At 57.6% G+C, this 14,196-nt stretch carries 17 protein-coding genes; 7 read left to right on the top strand and 10 right to left on the bottom strand.

Annotation, left to right across the window (positions count from 1 at the left end; genetic code table 11):
* Together RUESEDTHA_RS03435 and RUESEDTHA_RS03430 are read left to right on the top strand one after the other, a co-directional pair.
* A complete protein-coding gene (locus RUESEDTHA_RS03435) occupies window positions 1–411 on the top strand; it encodes a F0F1 ATP synthase subunit epsilon (protein WP_171120208.1) in 411 nt (136 codons plus the stop codon).
* 127 nt (window positions 412–538) lie between these two features.
* Window positions 539–889, top strand: a complete 351-nt coding sequence (locus RUESEDTHA_RS03430; protein ID WP_180884376.1) for an H-type lectin domain-containing protein — start codon at window positions 539–541, stop codon at window positions 887–889.
* 27 nt (window positions 890–916) lie between these two features.
* Here the strand turns inward: RUESEDTHA_RS03430 and rpiB are convergent, their stop codons facing one another.
* Together rpiB and RUESEDTHA_RS03420 are read right to left on the bottom strand one after the other, a co-directional pair.
* Window positions 917–1,366 carry a ribose 5-phosphate isomerase B gene (gene rpiB, locus RUESEDTHA_RS03425; RefSeq protein WP_180884374.1) on the bottom strand — a complete coding sequence of 150 codons (450 nt, stop codon included), beginning with the start codon at window positions 1,364–1,366 and terminating at the stop codon, window positions 917–919.
* Window positions 1,367–1,424: 58 nt separating this feature from the next.
* On the bottom strand, window positions 1,425–2,444 hold the full coding sequence (locus RUESEDTHA_RS03420) for a ribose-phosphate pyrophosphokinase (protein WP_171120214.1): 1,020 nt from the start codon (window positions 2,442–2,444) through the stop codon (window positions 1,425–1,427).
* Window positions 2,445–2,552: 108 nt separating this feature from the next.
* Here RUESEDTHA_RS03420 and RUESEDTHA_RS03415 point away from each other — a divergent pair, with 108 nt between their 5' ends.
* Both RUESEDTHA_RS03415 and RUESEDTHA_RS03410 read left to right on the top strand, forming a co-directional pair.
* Window positions 2,553–3,155, top strand: coding sequence for a 2-hydroxychromene-2-carboxylate isomerase (locus tag RUESEDTHA_RS03415; RefSeq protein ID WP_180884372.1), 603 nt, complete (start codon window positions 2,553–2,555; stop codon window positions 3,153–3,155).
* The gene (locus RUESEDTHA_RS03410) at window positions 3,152–3,973 is read left to right on the top strand and encodes an alpha/beta fold hydrolase (protein WP_180884370.1); all 822 of its coding nucleotides are present in this window, start codon (window positions 3,152–3,154) and stop codon (window positions 3,971–3,973) included. Before RUESEDTHA_RS03415 ends, RUESEDTHA_RS03410 begins: the two co-directional genes overlap by 4 nt.
* Window positions 3,974–3,996: 23 nt before the next feature.
* On the opposite strand, the gene RUESEDTHA_RS03405 is transcribed toward RUESEDTHA_RS03410, so the two are convergent.
* From RUESEDTHA_RS03405 to RUESEDTHA_RS03370, 8 genes are all read right to left on the bottom strand, one after another.
* Window positions 3,997–5,031, bottom strand: coding sequence for a low specificity L-threonine aldolase (locus tag RUESEDTHA_RS03405; protein ID WP_180884368.1), 1,035 nt, complete (start codon window positions 5,029–5,031; stop codon window positions 3,997–3,999).
* Window positions 5,031–5,504 (bottom strand): YcgN family cysteine cluster protein, encoded by a 474-nt coding sequence (locus RUESEDTHA_RS03400; RefSeq protein WP_180884367.1) that lies wholly within the window; start codon window positions 5,502–5,504, stop codon window positions 5,031–5,033. The genes RUESEDTHA_RS03405 and RUESEDTHA_RS03400 overlap by 1 nt, the downstream gene beginning before the upstream one ends.
* Window positions 5,501–6,433, bottom strand: coding sequence for a bifunctional riboflavin kinase/FAD synthetase (locus tag RUESEDTHA_RS03395; protein ID WP_180884365.1), 933 nt, complete (start codon window positions 6,431–6,433; stop codon window positions 5,501–5,503). The genes RUESEDTHA_RS03400 and RUESEDTHA_RS03395 overlap by 4 nt, the downstream gene beginning before the upstream one ends.
* 47 nt (window positions 6,434–6,480) lie before the next feature.
* Window positions 6,481–6,924 (bottom strand): MaoC family dehydratase, encoded by a 444-nt coding sequence (locus tag RUESEDTHA_RS03390; RefSeq protein ID WP_171120225.1) that lies wholly within the window; start codon window positions 6,922–6,924, stop codon window positions 6,481–6,483.
* A 100-nt stretch (window positions 6,925–7,024) separates the two neighbouring features.
* Complete coding sequence (locus RUESEDTHA_RS03385) at window positions 7,025–7,900, bottom strand: HAD family hydrolase (protein ID WP_180884363.1); 876 nt, start codon at window positions 7,898–7,900, stop codon at window positions 7,025–7,027.
* Between the two features lie 105 nt (window positions 7,901–8,005).
* The gene (locus RUESEDTHA_RS03380) at window positions 8,006–9,076 is read right to left on the bottom strand and encodes a DUF389 domain-containing protein (protein ID WP_180884362.1); all 1,071 of its coding nucleotides are present in this window, start codon (window positions 9,074–9,076) and stop codon (window positions 8,006–8,008) included.
* Between the two features lie 137 nt (window positions 9,077–9,213).
* Window positions 9,214–10,134 (bottom strand): manganese-dependent inorganic pyrophosphatase, encoded by a 921-nt coding sequence (locus tag RUESEDTHA_RS03375; protein WP_180884360.1) that lies wholly within the window; start codon window positions 10,132–10,134, stop codon window positions 9,214–9,216.
* 100 nt (window positions 10,135–10,234) lie between these two features.
* The gene (locus RUESEDTHA_RS03370; RefSeq protein ID WP_180884358.1) at window positions 10,235–11,215 is read right to left on the bottom strand and encodes a TraB/GumN family protein; all 981 of its coding nucleotides are present in this window, start codon (window positions 11,213–11,215) and stop codon (window positions 10,235–10,237) included.
* 136 nt (window positions 11,216–11,351) lie between these two features.
* On the opposite strand from RUESEDTHA_RS03370, the gene RUESEDTHA_RS03365 reads away from it, so the two are divergent.
* From RUESEDTHA_RS03365 to groL, 3 genes are all read left to right on the top strand, one after another.
* The gene (locus tag RUESEDTHA_RS03365) at window positions 11,352–12,026 is read left to right on the top strand and encodes a DUF2161 domain-containing phosphodiesterase (protein ID WP_180884356.1); all 675 of its coding nucleotides are present in this window, start codon (window positions 11,352–11,354) and stop codon (window positions 12,024–12,026) included.
* Between the two features lie 151 nt (window positions 12,027–12,177).
* Entirely contained in the window at window positions 12,178–12,465 is a 288-nt protein-coding gene (locus RUESEDTHA_RS03360; RefSeq protein ID WP_008757222.1) for a co-chaperone GroES, read from the top strand.
* 54 nt (window positions 12,466–12,519) lie between these two features.
* Window positions 12,520–14,163 carry a chaperonin GroEL gene (gene groL / locus RUESEDTHA_RS03355; RefSeq protein WP_180884354.1) on the top strand — a complete coding sequence of 548 codons (1,644 nt, stop codon included), beginning with the start codon at window positions 12,520–12,522 and terminating at the stop codon, window positions 14,161–14,163.
* Window positions 14,164–14,196 lie beyond the last annotated feature (33 nt).

Here is a 14,196-nt window from a genome sequence, read left to right as displayed (position 1 = left end):
ATGGCAAACACGATGCAATTCGACCTCGTCAGCCCCGAGCGGAGCCTTGCTTCGCTTGAGGCCACTGCGGTCCAGCTACCCGGCGCGGACGGGGACATGACGGCGATGCCCGATCATGCCCCCACCATCACCACGCTGCGCCCCGGTCTGCTGAAGGTTGAGGCACCTGCCGGAGCCAGCGAATACCTGGTCACTGGCGGGTTTGCCCAGATCAACGGCGATAGCATGTCGGTTCTGGCAGAAAAGGCCATTCCGGTTGCGGAAGTGACCCGGTCGCACCTGGATGACCTGATCGCCGAGGCCCGTGCTTCGCACGAGGCTGCCAAGGCCGGTGAGGATCAGTCGATCGTTGACGATGCAGCCAAGCTGCTGGCTGACATGGAAGCACTTGGGACACATATGAGCCTGTAAGGTTCATATCATACCCGGATAGTAAGACGGCCCTGCAAAAGCGGGGCCGTTTTTTTGTCGTGCTTTTGACAATGCCTCCGACTAAGCTGTCGGAATAATTGGTAAAGAACAAAAATCGAAGACATAAATGAAGGTTTTTCAAACACACCCGATTGGTATCGACCAAGGCGAAACGGTCTTATTTTCTGACTTTTCGAACGGCGGGGATATGTGGACAGGCGAGGGCGCGCGGGAAAGGCGCTCGGCTGTTTCGTTTAGCCAGCCGTTCCGCTCTGTACCTGTGGTTCAGGTCAACATTTCGCTTTGGGATGTAGACACATCCGCGCCGTTGCGCGCAGAAGTCGTGGCCGAAGATGTCACGGTCAACGGATTCAATGCTGTGTTCCGTACGTGGTCAGACACGCGCATCGCCCGAATTCGCGTGAAATGGACTGCGATTGGTGAGGTGGCCCATGACGATGATTGGGATATCTCATAAGCCACTGATCAAGAGTTTTGGCCGTATTCACTCGTCCTGAGGTTCGATCATGTCCACGCGGGTAGCGTGGCGGCCGCCTTCGAATTCGGCGTTCAGAAAAGCGTCCACGATGTCCAGCGCCTGACCTTCGCCAACGACACGCGCGCCGATGGACAGCATATTGGCGTTATTGTGCTGACGGATCATCCGCGCCGAGAACGCATCGGAACAAACACCACAGCGGATGCCGGGCACCTTGTTGGCGGCCATCATGATCCCTTGACCGGTGCCGCACAGAATGATCCCAAGCGCACAATCGCCCGAGGCAACGGCCTGAGCTGCGGCCTTGCCATGCAGAGGATAGTGGGTGCTTTCCGGCGAGGTCGGGCCGATATCCATGACTTCCCAGCCTTGGGCCGAGATGTGGTTGCCTACCGCCTGGCGCAGTTCGATTGCGGCGTGGTCACTGGAAAGAACAATACGTTTGGGGGCTGTCACGGGAAGCTCCTGACTTGGTGGTCACGAAAAAGGGCGGCTGGTGGGCCGCCCGTTCAGATCAGTCCATATGGTACATAGACTCGTAGATCGGGGTCAGGGTCTTGTCCTCGAACAGGGACGACACGCTTGTGCCATTCCAGATGTTCAGGATCGCCTGTGTAAAGATCGGCGCGGTCGGAACGATGCGGATGTTCTTGGCCTTGGCGACCTCTTTGGTGGGTTGGATTGTGTCTGTCAGCACCAGAGATTTCATCACCGAATTGGTCACGCGCTCGACTGCGGGGCCGCTCATGACACCGTGAGTGATGTAAGAATGTACTTCTTTGGCGCCGTTATCCAGCAGCACCTGCGCCGCCTTACACAACGTTCCCGCCGTGTCGCACATATCGTCTACGATCAGGCAGATCTTGTCTTTCACGTCGCCGATCACGGTCATCTCAGCCACTTCACCAGCCTTCTCGCGGCGTTTATCCACGATCGACAGGGGTGCGTTGATCCGCTTGGCCAGTTCCCGCGCGCGTGCAACCCCACCCACGTCGGGAGAAACCACCATGATCTCGTCCAGATTATCTTTGAACTGGTTTTTCACATCCAGCGCAAAGATCGGCGAGGCATAAAGGTTGTCCACCGGAATATCAAAGAACCCCTGAATCTGAGCGGCGTGCAGATCCATGGTCAAAACGCGTTCGATCCCGGCACCGGTCAGCATGTTAGCGACCAGCTTGGCGGAAATCGGCGTGCGCGCTTTGGTGCGGCGGTCCTGACGGGCGTAGCCGAAATAAGGGATCACGGCGGTGATCCGCTGCGCGGATGAACGGCGCAGCGCGTCGGCGATGATCAGCAGTTCCATCAGGTTGTCGTTTGCCGGGTTCGAGGTTGGCTGGACGATGAACATGTCCTCGCCCCGCACGTTTTCGAAAACTTCGACGAAAATCTCGCCGTCGTTGAACCGTTCGACGCGCGCATCGACCAATCCCTGATCAACGCCGCGATACAGGCTCATGCGTCGCGAGATGGTTTCGGCAAGAGGAAGGTTGGCGTTCCCAGCAATCAGCTTGGGTTCGTTGAGTGTCGGCATCGGCTGTTTTTCCCCGGGCAGCAATAGCAATGTGACAGATTCGTGATGTTGACACCGCTTATCATGGCCTTACCGTCTCGCAAAGATAACGCAGCGGAGAAAGTGAACATGGCCACCATTGACTACTATTTTGCGACACTCTCGCCCTTTACCTATCTTGCCGGAACCAGGCTGGAAGAGGTGGCGGCGAAGCACGGCGCGACAATCAACTACAAACCGCTGGATATTATGGCCCTTTTCGGCCGCACGGGGGGAACACCGCCAAAGGATCGGCATATATCGCGCATCGAGTACCGTGCGCAGGATCTGCAACGAACGGCGAAAAATTTGGGTATGGCTTTCAACCTGCAACCCGCGCATTGGCCGACCAATGCAGCGCCATCGTCCTATGCGGTAATCGCTGCAATCAAGGATGGATCAGGGGATATTGGAAAGCTGGTTCATTCCTTCGTTCGCGCGTGCTGGGCCGAGGAAAAAGACATAGCGCAGGATGATGTGATCCGCGACTGCCTGACGCAAGCCGGGTTTGATCCGGGGCTTGCCGATAGCGGCCTGCTGGTCGGGGCCGAGACATATTCCGCGAATCTGGAAGAAGCCGTCGACCGCGGTGTATTTGGTGCCCCGTTTTATATAACTGAAGACGGTCAGCGGTTCTGGGGTCAGGATCGACTGGACGATCTGGATCGGCACCTGTCGGAGATGAAGGGGTGAACGACGGAACAGTGACGTCTCCTGTATTCGTCAGAACACTTGGACAGGGCGCGCGCAAAGTGCTCGCCCTTCATTGCACAATCGCACATTCTGGCGTGTGGGCCGGCCTGACCTCAGCGCTGGATGGCCAGGCCACTTTGACCGCTCCGGACATGCTTTCGCATGGGTACAGCCCGGATTGGGACGGGCAGGGGGATTTCTTTGATCTTACGACCGGTTTCTCTGCCGATCTGTTGACCGAGCCTATGGATGTTATTGGCCATTCCTTCGGTGCGATGGTAGCGCTGCGGCTTGCCCTGGAATACCCGGACCGCGTCCGCAGTGCCGTGTTGATAGAACCGGTTTTCTTTGCCGTGGCCGCGCTGGATGCGCCCGACGTTCTTGCGCGCCATGATCAAGAGGCGCAGCCTTATGCCGATGCCTTGGTCGCTGGGGACATGCAACTGGCCGCTCGTCTGTTCAACAGGATGTGGAGCGCGGATGTCAGCCCACGATGGACAGAAATGCAGGAAAAGACCCGCGCTGCGATGATACGGGGCGTGCCGGTCGTTCCAGCCGTGAAAGAGGCGGTGTTTGACGACCAAAAGGGCTTTTTGAAGCCCGGCGTTCTGGATCGTACAACCATGCCCATTTTGATCCTGAGCGGTACAAAATCGAACCCCGTCATGCCTGTGATCGGTCAGGGTTTACAGAACCGTCTGCCCAACGCGTCTTACGACGTCGTCGAAGGTGCCGGGCATATGCTGCCGATTTCCCATCCCGCGGCTACCGCAAAACTTGTGCAGAATTTCTGGGAAACCACCGGGTTATCTGAATAAGCTGGCTTTTGCTCTGAGAGTTTTCAGAGCAAAGCGAGAAAGCGGTCGATATCATCCGAACTTATTGACCAGTCGCAAACCAGCCTGCAGGCGAGGGGTTCTTCCTCGTCTGCGCCATCAAGGTCCGCGCCCCACAGGTGATAGACCGCGCCAGCGTCGTGCAACTGCTTGTGTCGCGCGCGCGAAAACTCGGCGAAGATCATGTTGGCTTGTGGTTCGTGCAGGAATGAGGCCCCTTTTGCGCGCAGCCCGTCCGCAAGCCGTGCGCAGTTGGCATTGGCCTGACGCGCCATTGTCAGCCACAGATCATCCTGAAGATAAGCCGCCATTTGCGCCGATAGGTAACGGTGCTTGGAAAACAAGTGCGCCCCGCGTTTGCGACGCAGTTCAAATTCCCAAGCCTTTGTTTCGTCAAAGAACACAACGGCTTCAACGCCCATCAGGCCGTTTTTAGTGCCGCCAAAACTGACGACATCCACCCCTGATTTCCATGTCATCTCGGCCGGAGAACAGTTCAGCGCAACCAGAGCGTTGGTAAAACGCGCGCCGTCAAGGTGCACGGGCAGACTGTATTCTTTTGCCACGCCGCACAGCGCCTGCAATTCACCCAACGAATATACCGACCCGCGCTCGGTCACCTGTGTGATGGACACCGGTCCACGTTGGGGGCCGTGTACGCCGCGGGTTTCCTCTGCCAGAATTGCGCCACGCAGCGCGTCGGGGTCCATCTTGTCGCTGCCCGGGACAAGCGTCAGCTTCGCGCCAGAGAAGAATTCAGGCGCGTTGCATTCATCTTCGTGGATATGCGCAACCGGAGAGCAGAACACGGTATCCCAAGGGTTGGTCAGGGTTGCCAGCGCCAGCGAATTCGCCGCTGTCCCGGTCGCCACCAGATAGACCGCCGCTCCCGGAGCCTCAAATGTCCCACGGATGCGGTCGCGCACTTCGTTCATAAGCGTGTCAGCGCCATAGGCCATCTGATAGCCTTCGTTGGCCGCGTTCAAGGCGGCCATGACCTGCGGGTGAACCGGCCCGGAATTGTCAGAGGCGAAATACATCAGCTGGGCTCCTCGATGATATAGTCTTCCCACTCTTCCATGGGGGTTTCGAACTCGGACACCGTGCGCCCCTGAACCGAGATTCCGGCGGCATGTACGCTGTCGGGCGTACCAGATATCAAAGGGTGCCAGTCGTAAAGGGGCTTACCCTCCCACAGCAGCCGATAGGCACAGGTCTGGGGCAGCCAATAGGCATGGCTGTCGATATTGTCGGGCTTCATAACGATGCATTCCGGCACGAACTGGTGGCGGATGTCATATTGCGTGCAGCGGCAGGTCTCATCATCCAGCAGGCGGCAGGCGACGCAGGTCAGGGCGACCTCGCCGGTGTCTTCGTCTTCCAGCTTGTTCAGACAGCACTTGCCGCAGCCGTCGCACAGGGCTTCCCACTCACGCTGGTTCATCTTGGTTAGCGGCTTGCGTTCCCAGAACCGGGTGGTCAGACCATTGCGGTCGATCGGATCGGTGGTCATAGCGCTGCCAGCAGCGCGCGCGCCGTGTCGCAATCGGTATCCATCTGGGTGATCAGCTCGTCCAACCCGTCAAACGTCATCTCGGGGCGCAGGTATTCAACCAAACCAACCGAGAGGGTCGCGCCATAAAGATCGCCCGAGAAATCAAACAGGAACGTTTCGATATTGGGGACTTCGCCGTTGAACATCGGGCGCGTGCCCACCGAGGCCGCGCCATGATAGCTGCCCTGATGCGGGCCATCCAGCACATCGACCAGCACCGCATAGACGCCGAATTTCGGAGGATGCAGCCCCTCGATCGACATATTCGCGGTGGGATAGCCTAGTTCACGCCCGCGCTGTTCGCCACCGATCACCTTGCCCTCAATCCGGTGCCAGTGGCCCAGCATCGTGGCAGCATCACGCGGTCTGCCTTCGGTCAACGCGGTGCGGATCGCGGTCGAAGACACGATGTTTTCGGATCGCTCCATTAACGGCGCGATTGTCACCCCAAAACCCATCTCATTTCCAAAACGCACCAGATCTTCTGCCGTTCCGCTTCGACCCTTGCCGAAACAGAAATCCGACCCGACAACCACATGCGATAGCCCAAGCCCCTCACAAATCACCGAGTGCGCGAACTGCTCGGGCGTCAGCCCGGCCAGCGCAGCGTTGAAGGGGAGTTCGTACAACTTCTTCACGCCCAGTTTCTGCAACCGGTGCGCACGTGCATTGCCTCGCATCAGGCGAAAGGGCGGAGAATCCGGGGCGAAGTATTCGCGGGGATGCGGTTCAAACGTCATCACACCAAGCGGTGCATCCGGCGCGGCGTTCCGCGCCAGTTCAATAACCGACTGGTGACCGATATGGACGCCGTCAAAATTGCCGATGGCCACGCTGGCGCCACGGTCTTGAGGCTCGACAAACTGAAAATCCCGGATGATGCGCATAGCGACTGCCTAACGGGACTACAGCCGGTGTTCAAGAGGTTGAGAGGTCAGTCGAACTTGCGCGACGGCGCCAGCACCATGGCTTCGCCAACAACCACCTTTTTGCCGTCAACCGCGCAGTGGCAATCCAGCTTGACCCGACGCTTTGCAAAGTCGATGTCGATCACTTTGACTTCGGCATAGACCATGTCGCCCGGACGGACGGGCGCAAGGAACTTTAGCGACTGCCCCATGTAAACGGTGCCATGGCCGGGCAATTGCTCGCCAATCACGGCCGAGATCAACCCCGCTGTCAGCATGCCATGGGCGATGCGGCCTTCGAAAATTGTATCGCGGGCGTAGTCGTCATCCAGATGCACCGGGTTACGGTCGGTCGAAACCTGCGCGAACATCTCGATATCTTCGTCCGTCACCACTTTGCGCAGGTGACGGGTCATGCCCATTTCGATGTCTTCAATACAGATCGTGCCGCGTGGAAGATTGTCCAACATGTCGCCCTCACTCGATTCGATTGGGCAACAAAAAAACCAAAGCTGCCCGTATTTGGCAACTTTATTACTTCGCAAGCGCAGAAAATCAAGCCCTTTCTGATCAGCGCAATCGGCCGATTGTGTAGGTTGGATTGATGTTTTCCCTTGCAATATAATCGGTTAGGGATTCATGGTGGGGATGGTGCGACGTTTTGGTTTCAGCGGCGGCCAGCCCGCCCGAGATGAACAGAGAATCAATCCCTTCGCCCATTCCGCCCAGAATGTCAGTATGAGGCCCGTCACCGATCACCAAAAGGTCGCCATCAGGCAAGTCGTGACCCAGTTCCTGCAACCTGCGACGTGCCAGATCATAGATTGGCGGATGTGGTTTGCCGAAATACAGGCTTTCGCCCCCCATGTCCGTGTAAAGCTTGGCCAAAGCGCCGGCGCACCATTCCCGCACCTCACCGCGATCAACAACAATGTCTGGGTTGGCGCAAAGCAACTTCATGCCCTTTTGCTTGGCAAAAAGGAAATCTGCGCGGTTCACGGACGGGTCCGCCATTGGGTCAAACGGGCCGCAACAGACGATCCCCTGGGCTTCGCTGAGGGGAACGCGCTCAATCTGGATGGGATGATGCAAAAGCTTCAGCGGCTCGAAAAAACCTGCATCCCGCTCCCACTCCCCCATAAAGTAAACTTTCTCACCGACTGCGCCCTGGAACATCGCTGAACGGGCAGAATCGCCGCTGCTGGCAATTGTGTCATAGGCGTCTTCTGGGACTTTGAACTGCACGAGTTGCTCTGCCACGCCCGCGCGGGGTTTAGGGGAGTTGGTGACCAATACAACAACTCCGCCCTTGGCGCGGTAGTCCTGCAAAGCCGCGACTGCCTCGGGGTAGGCGGTGATGCCGTTATGGACGCAGCCCCATAGGTCCACGAACAGGGCTTTGTATCGGTCAGAAATGTCAGAAAGTGTATGAATGATCTGGGTCATTTGATCGCCCCCGGGCACAGATATCGCATTTGCGTCAGCTATGGCAAAGCTGATGCGCTTTGACCATCCCGCAATGCAATTTCCTGACGTTTGTGTGGGTGCCTATCAGTTTTCTTCTGACAGCTTGTCTACGTCCGGAGCCTGCTGGACATTCTCGGTCCCCAGTATGAGTTGCGCACCAATTCTGTTCTGGAACCTTACGACAATCAGGTAGCCAGGCCCCAGCTCATCCTCCAATACGTCCACCAATGGCGTTTCTCGCAGGCTCTCAGGCAGTAATCCCGCGATCGAGGACACCTTAAAGGCGGCTTCGATGGGCAGGTCGACGATCAGCCAAAGGTCTGCGTGTTTGCGCTTAGCGCTGACGTCGATGCGGATGATCTCGACCGAAACCGGGTCGGCCCAATCGCGGATCGCCTGAGCGACGCTGGCCTCGGTTCTGGTTTCAAGGTACCGGTTATACGTGGATTTCCCCAATTGCAGGACCACGACAGCCAGAAACGCAAGGGTAACGAAAACGCTGGCCGTAAAGCTGAGTTTGCGTTTGCCCTTGCTAAACATCACCGACCGCGCGGCATAGACGATATAGACAGTGCAGGCGGATAGGATAATCGCCCCAAGGTTCGTCGCAAACAGCAACCCGGCTTCATAGGCGTCAGCGGGTTCTCCGAAATACAACAAAACGCCCGAAGCCGACAACGGTGGCACAAGCGACACACCAATCGCGGCACCGGGCAGCAAGCTGGCCTCTGACCTGTTGATCTGCACATATGCTGCCGCCACGCCAGCGGCCAGCGCGACGATCAGGTCTTCGGTGCCCGGGTCAGTCCGTGCCAGCACCTGATCGGGGATCAATATGCCCCTAGGTACGTCCGCGATGTAAACCAGAAACCAGGCCAGCAGAACGCTTAGGAACGCTGCGGTACAGACGGTCAAGGCCAGAAACAGCGCCCGCTTGAGCCACCCCATAACCATGGCTGCCGCGATTCCAAGGATTGGCGTCATCAGGGGGGCAACCAGCATTGCAGCGATTACAACTGCGCCGGAATTGCGCAGCATGCCCATTGTGGCAATGACCACCGACAGGGTCAGTAGCATGGCAAAGCGTCGCCAATAAGCAGCTTGGTCCTTGCCTTCAAACCGCAGGATATCCCGCGTCGTGCTATAGCTGAGCATGCTCATGTGATTGGTTTGGCCCGTGTTCCCAAGGTATCTTGGCACAGATTACCAACGGAAACGGATCTCGCAAATCTTTAGGCGCAAACAAAAAAGGCGCCCTGAGGGGGCGCCTTTCCAATCGCAGGGTTGGCAGATCAGACCTTGAGGTTCGGGATGATCTGTTTTTTGCGGCTCATGATGCCGGGCAAAACAACCGCATCGCCATCGACGCTTGCGCCAAAGCTTTTCTCGGCGACGGATTTGACCAGCTCGTTGGGGACCAGCAGAGTGGCTTCCTCGTTCAGGATGTCGACCACGAACAGCAGAACCTGATCTACGCCGTCTTCCTTGGCGACGCCGACCATTGATGCGGCCAGGCTGTCTTTACGATCAAGCACAACGCCCGGAGCGGTGGTTTCCAGAACCGAGACGCGGAATTTGGTGCCATCGACCTCGTATTCCTTGCTGTCCATGCGGATCAGTTCAGCGTCCGAGAACGAAGACACGTCCGATTTTGCTGCGAACATATCGGCAGCATAGGCCGAAACGTCCAGCCCCAGTTCAGCGGCCAATTTCTCGGCCACGGCGCGGTCATGCGCGGTGGTGGTGGGCGAGCGGAATTCCAGCGTATCCGACAGGATGCAGGTGAGCGCGGCGCCTTTGACGGCGTCGGGCATTTTGGCTGCGTCGTCGCCCATCAGGTCAACCATGATAGTCGCGGTGCAGGCCAGCGGGCGCACGGTGATGTCGATCGGGCCTTTGGTTTCCAAACCACCGACCAGCTTGTGGTGGTCGATGATGGCCCGGATGTCGGCGCTGTTGACACTGGCGGGCAGTTCGGCGGGGTTGTTGGTGTCTACGATGACAACCGGCGCGTCCGCGTCCACGTCCGCGATGATGCGCGGCTTGGGCAGGTCCCAGCGTTGCAGCATAAAGGCTGCCTCGGTGTTTGGCTCGCCCAGCAGAACGGGTTCAGCCTGTTCGCCTTTCACTTCGTTCAGGTACCAAGACCACAGGATCGGAGAGCCGGTGGAATCGGTGTCGGGGGATTTGTGTCCAAATACGAGGGTTGTCATGTCAGGGTCCTGAGGATGGTCATTTTGCGCGCCTTATAGGGCGGTCCTGCGGGCTTGTCACCCGCCCTCGCGTAAACTGCGACGAAGGGTGATCTTTGCCTCAGAATGCGGCCCGTTCCAGTGTGTATCCGGCCTGCTCAAGCTGATTGAGCAACCCGTGCTCTCCACCCAGATGACCAGCGCCGACTGCGATTACGGCCATCTGATCCTGAATCCCCAGAATATGCTGCATCCAGTTGTTGTTGCGTTCGACCAGAAGCTGCTGTTCGAAACCGCCCCATTCCTCGTCAAAGATTTCTTCTGAAAGACCCGAAGCTTCCAGCCCCTGAAGGCGGGCGAACTGGATGATCTCGCCGTGTTTTTCTTCCAGATAGGCGTTCAGCATGGTGGCCAACTGGTCTTCGCTGCTTTCGAATGCGTCCGCCATGCGCACCAGAGATTGCACCTGCTGTTCCATGGGGAATTCATCGAACATCGCCATCAGGTCTTCGATGCGTTCAAGCGAGAGTTGCGGAATGTCATGCTCGGCTGCCAGATCGGTCAGGCGTGCATCCATCCCGTGATTGGCTTCCGGGTCCTGAATCATGCAAGGTGGGATGCCAAGGGTCATGCTTAGGAACCATGGGCGCATTTTCGCTCCCATCCAGCCGGGAATGCCGCGATCGGCCAGCCCCTTGGACAGCGCAGCCCAGTCTTCTTCTGACACCATGTCGATCAATGTGGGCCCGGACGTGATCAGAACAGGGCTGAGGTCTTGCGCCAGTTGCTTTTCGAAAGCGTCCATTTCGGATTGTGTTACCTCGAAATAGAACGCGTCGGCTTGGCTGAGCGTCGGGGCCAGTCTTTCGACCACAGCATCCATACGCGGATCGTTGGTGTGTACAGTACCAATCAGGTGCAGAATCGTGTCGTCTTTCGTGGCCGTCCAGTGGTTGCCTTCGGGAAATGAGAAATCTTTCAAGGCCAGCTGCAGTTCCTCTTGCATCTCAGCCGATATGTCGGGCCTTAGATCCCGCCCTTCGCAGGCGGCATGAACCGCCAACGGCAAAAGCGAAAAGAGGAAGACAAAAAGAAATCGCATCGGCACCATCCCGTTAAACCAAGTACTTATATGTGTCGCGACCTTGCCTTGCTCAAGGTGTCGGTTCAAGCGACTTGGATGAGGGTAAGGCTGATCTGTGTCTGGCATTCCACAGCAAAACGCCTAGCATGGCAGGATGAACCGCGAGCAGGACCTCTATCCCCCCATCAAAACGCTGTTAGAGCGTCAGGGCTACACCGTCAAAGGTGAGGTTGGCGCGGCTGATATCGTAGCCGTTCGTGATGGCGAGGAGCCGGTAATTGTCGAGTTGAAGCTGCGCTTTTCATTGGCGTTGTTCCATCAGGCCATCACCCGGCTGAAAGTAACGGATCAGGTCTATATCGGGGTAAGCAAACCGACAGGGCGCACAGCACGACGTGCTTTGAAGGACAATATTGCGCTGTGCCGACGTTTGGGATTGGGTCTGATCACTGTCCGCGCAGACGGTGCTGTTGAGGTGCAATGCGATCCCGGCCCCTATGCGCCGCGCAAAAACAAGGCCAAGGCTGCCCGGTTGTTGCGCGAATTTGATCGGTTGGAGGGTGACCCCAACGCCGGAGGCGCCACGCGCCATGGGATCGTTACTGCCTACCGTCAGGATGCTTTGAGATGTGCCGCCCATCTTGCCGAACAGGGAGCCACCAAGGGGGCCGAGGTCGCCAAGGCCACCGGCGTTTCTGAAGCCACCCGCCTGATGCGTGACAATCACTATGGTTGGTTCGATAAAGTCGAGAAGGGCGTCTATTGCCTGACCGTAGCCGGGCAGGAGGGGCTGAAGCACTGGGCCTATAGTTGGGAGCAGCCGGAATAGGACCCCGCGTCAAAAAAACCCTCATAGCTTGTTGACTCGGGGATTTGAACTCCCTAGCTATGCGTCGTTATCACTCGTACATCATGAGTGCTAACGCCCCGCCACCCGGCGAGGGGAGGATTAACAACTTTGAGCCCAAGGAGCTGCAAAGATGGCATTGAAACCGCTTCATGACCGCGTGCTGGTTCGCCGTACCGAAAGCGACGAAAAAACCGCTGGTGGTCTGATCATTCCCGATAGCGCAAAAGAAAAGCCCAGCGAAGGCGAAGTCGTTGCAACCGGCGAAGGCGCACGCAAGGACAGCGGCGAACTGATCGCAATGGCTGTGAAAGCTGGCGACAAGATCCTGTTCGGCAAGTGGTCGGGCACCGAGGTCAACGTCGGCGGCGAAGAGCTGCTGATGATGAAAGAAAGCGACATCATGGGGATCATCGAGTAAGCGACCCGCTTCCTCTGATCTTCATTCCAATACATTTTCTCAAGGAGAAACAACATGGCTGCTAAGGACGTCAAGTTCGACACCGATGCCCGCAACCGCATGCTGTCAGGTGTGAACATCCTGGCTGATGCTGTCAAAGTGACCCTGGGCCCCAAAGGCCGCAACGTGGTTCTGGACAAATCCTTCGGCGCGCCGCGCATCACCAAAGATGGTGTTTCGGTTGCCAAGGAAATCGAACTGGAAGACAAGTTCGAAAACATGGGCGCGCAAATGGTGAAAGAAGTCGCCAGCCGCACCAATGACGAAGCCGGCGACGGCACCACCACCGCAACCGTTCTGGCTCAAGCCATCGTTCGCGAAGGTCTTAAGCAGGTTGCAGCTGGTCTGAACCCGATGGACCTGAAGCGCGGTATCGACCTGGCAACTGCCAAGGTTGTTGAAGGCATCAAAGACGCCTCGCGCGAAGTTAAAGACTCGGCCGAAGTTGCTCAGGTTGGCACCATCTCGGCCAACGGCGAAGCCGAAATCGGCCAGCAGATCGCAGACGCGATGCAGAAGGTTGGCAACGAAGGCGTTATCACCGTCGAAGAAAACAAAGGTCTGGAAACCGAGACCGATGTTGTCGAAGGTATGCAGTTCGACCGTGGCTACCTTTCGCCTTACTTCGTCACCAACGCAGACAAGATGATTGCAGAGCTCGACGACTGCATGATCCTGCTGCACGAAAAGAAACTGTCCTCGCTGCAGCCGATGGTTCCGCTGCTCGAGCAGGTGATCCAGTCGCAAAAGCCGCTGCTGATCATCGCGGAAGACGTTGAAGGCGAAGCGCTGGCAACTCTGGTTGTCAACAAACTGCGCGGCGGCCTGAAAATTGCTGCTGTCAAAGCACCGGGCTTCGGCGATCGCCGCAAAGCCATGCTGCAGGACATCGCGATCCTGACCGGCGGTCAGGTAATCTCCGAAGATCTGGGCATGAAGCTCGAGTCCGTCACCATGGACATGCTGGGCACCGCCAAGAAAATCGAAATCACCAAAGACGAAACCACCATCGTCGACGGTGCTGGCGAGAAAGCCGAGATCGAAGCACGCGTTGCTCAGATCCGCACTCAGATCGAAGAAACCTCGTCGGACTACGACCGTGAGAAGCTGCAAGAGCGCGTTGCCAAACTGGCAGGCGGTGTTGCCGTTATCCGCGTCGGCGGCATGACCGAAGTTGAAGTGAAAGAGCGTAAAGACCGTGTGGACGATGCTCTGAACGCAACTCGTGCTGCTGTTCAGGAAGGCGTTGTTGTTGGCGGTGGTGTTGCGCTGGTTCAGGCCGGTAAAGCACTGGAAGCCCTGGAAGGCGCAAACGCTGACCAGAGCGCGGGCATCAACATCGTTCGCAAGGCAATCGAAGCGCCGCTGCGCCAGATCGCTGAAAACGCAGGTGTTGACGGTGCGGTTGTTGCGGGCAAAGTCCGTGAATCTTCGGACGCAGCATTCGGTTTCAACGCGCAGACCGAGGAATATGGCGACATGTTCTCGTTCGGCGTAATCGATCCGGCCAAAGTGGTTCGTACCGCTCTGGAAGACGCGGCATCGGTTGCTGGCCTGCTGGTCACCACCGAAGCGATGGTTGCAGACCGTCCTGCCAAAGAAGGCGCGGCACCTGCCGGCGGCATGCCCGACATGGGCGGCATGGGCGGCATGATGTAAGCTGTCTAAGCCTTAGTGCTTATAGATGGGGTC

This window comes from Ruegeria sp. THAF57 (assembly GCF_903914075.1).
Lineage (GTDB): Bacteria > Pseudomonadota > Alphaproteobacteria > Rhodobacterales > Rhodobacteraceae > Ruegeria.
The sequence above is the reverse complement of the archived record's forward strand: the minus strand, read 5'-3'. Positions and strand labels throughout refer to the sequence as shown.

Bases quoted from the DNA above. Each gene is read 5' to 3' on its own strand.
- RUESEDTHA_RS03435 (WP_171120208.1), top strand. From the start codon at position 1: ATGGCAAACACGATGCAATTCGACCTCGTCAGCCCCGAGCGGAGCCTT.
- RUESEDTHA_RS03430 (WP_180884376.1), top strand. From the start codon at position 539: ATGAAGGTTTTTCAAACACACCCGATTGGTATCGACCAAGGCGAAACG.
- RUESEDTHA_RS03420 (WP_171120214.1), bottom strand. From the start codon at position 2,444: ATGCCGACACTCAACGAACCCAAGCTGATTGCTGGGAACGCCAACCTT.
- RUESEDTHA_RS03415 (WP_180884372.1), top strand. From the start codon at position 2,553: ATGGCCACCATTGACTACTATTTTGCGACACTCTCGCCCTTTACCTAT.
- RUESEDTHA_RS03405 (WP_180884368.1), bottom strand. From the start codon at position 5,031: ATGTATTTCGCCTCTGACAATTCCGGGCCGGTTCACCCGCAGGTCATG.
- RUESEDTHA_RS03400 (WP_180884367.1), bottom strand. From the start codon at position 5,504: ATGACCACCGATCCGATCGACCGCAATGGTCTGACCACCCGGTTCTGG.
- RUESEDTHA_RS03395 (WP_180884365.1), bottom strand. From the start codon at position 6,433: ATGCGCATCATCCGGGATTTTCAGTTTGTCGAGCCTCAAGACCGTGGC.
- RUESEDTHA_RS03390 (WP_171120225.1), bottom strand. From the start codon at position 6,924: ATGTTGGACAATCTTCCACGCGGCACGATCTGTATTGAAGACATCGAA.
- RUESEDTHA_RS03385 (WP_180884363.1), bottom strand. From the start codon at position 7,900: ATGACCCAGATCATTCATACACTTTCTGACATTTCTGACCGATACAAA.
- RUESEDTHA_RS03380 (WP_180884362.1), bottom strand. From the start codon at position 9,076: ATGCTCAGCTATAGCACGACGCGGGATATCCTGCGGTTTGAAGGCAAG.
- RUESEDTHA_RS03375 (WP_180884360.1), bottom strand. From the start codon at position 10,134: ATGACAACCCTCGTATTTGGACACAAATCCCCCGACACCGATTCCACC.
- RUESEDTHA_RS03370 (WP_180884358.1), bottom strand. From the start codon at position 11,215: ATGCGATTTCTTTTTGTCTTCCTCTTTTCGCTTTTGCCGTTGGCGGTT.
- RUESEDTHA_RS03365 (WP_180884356.1), top strand. From the start codon at position 11,352: ATGAACCGCGAGCAGGACCTCTATCCCCCCATCAAAACGCTGTTAGAG.
- RUESEDTHA_RS03360 (WP_008757222.1), top strand. From the start codon at position 12,178: ATGGCATTGAAACCGCTTCATGACCGCGTGCTGGTTCGCCGTACCGAA.
- groL (WP_180884354.1), top strand. From the start codon at position 12,520: ATGGCTGCTAAGGACGTCAAGTTCGACACCGATGCCCGCAACCGCATG.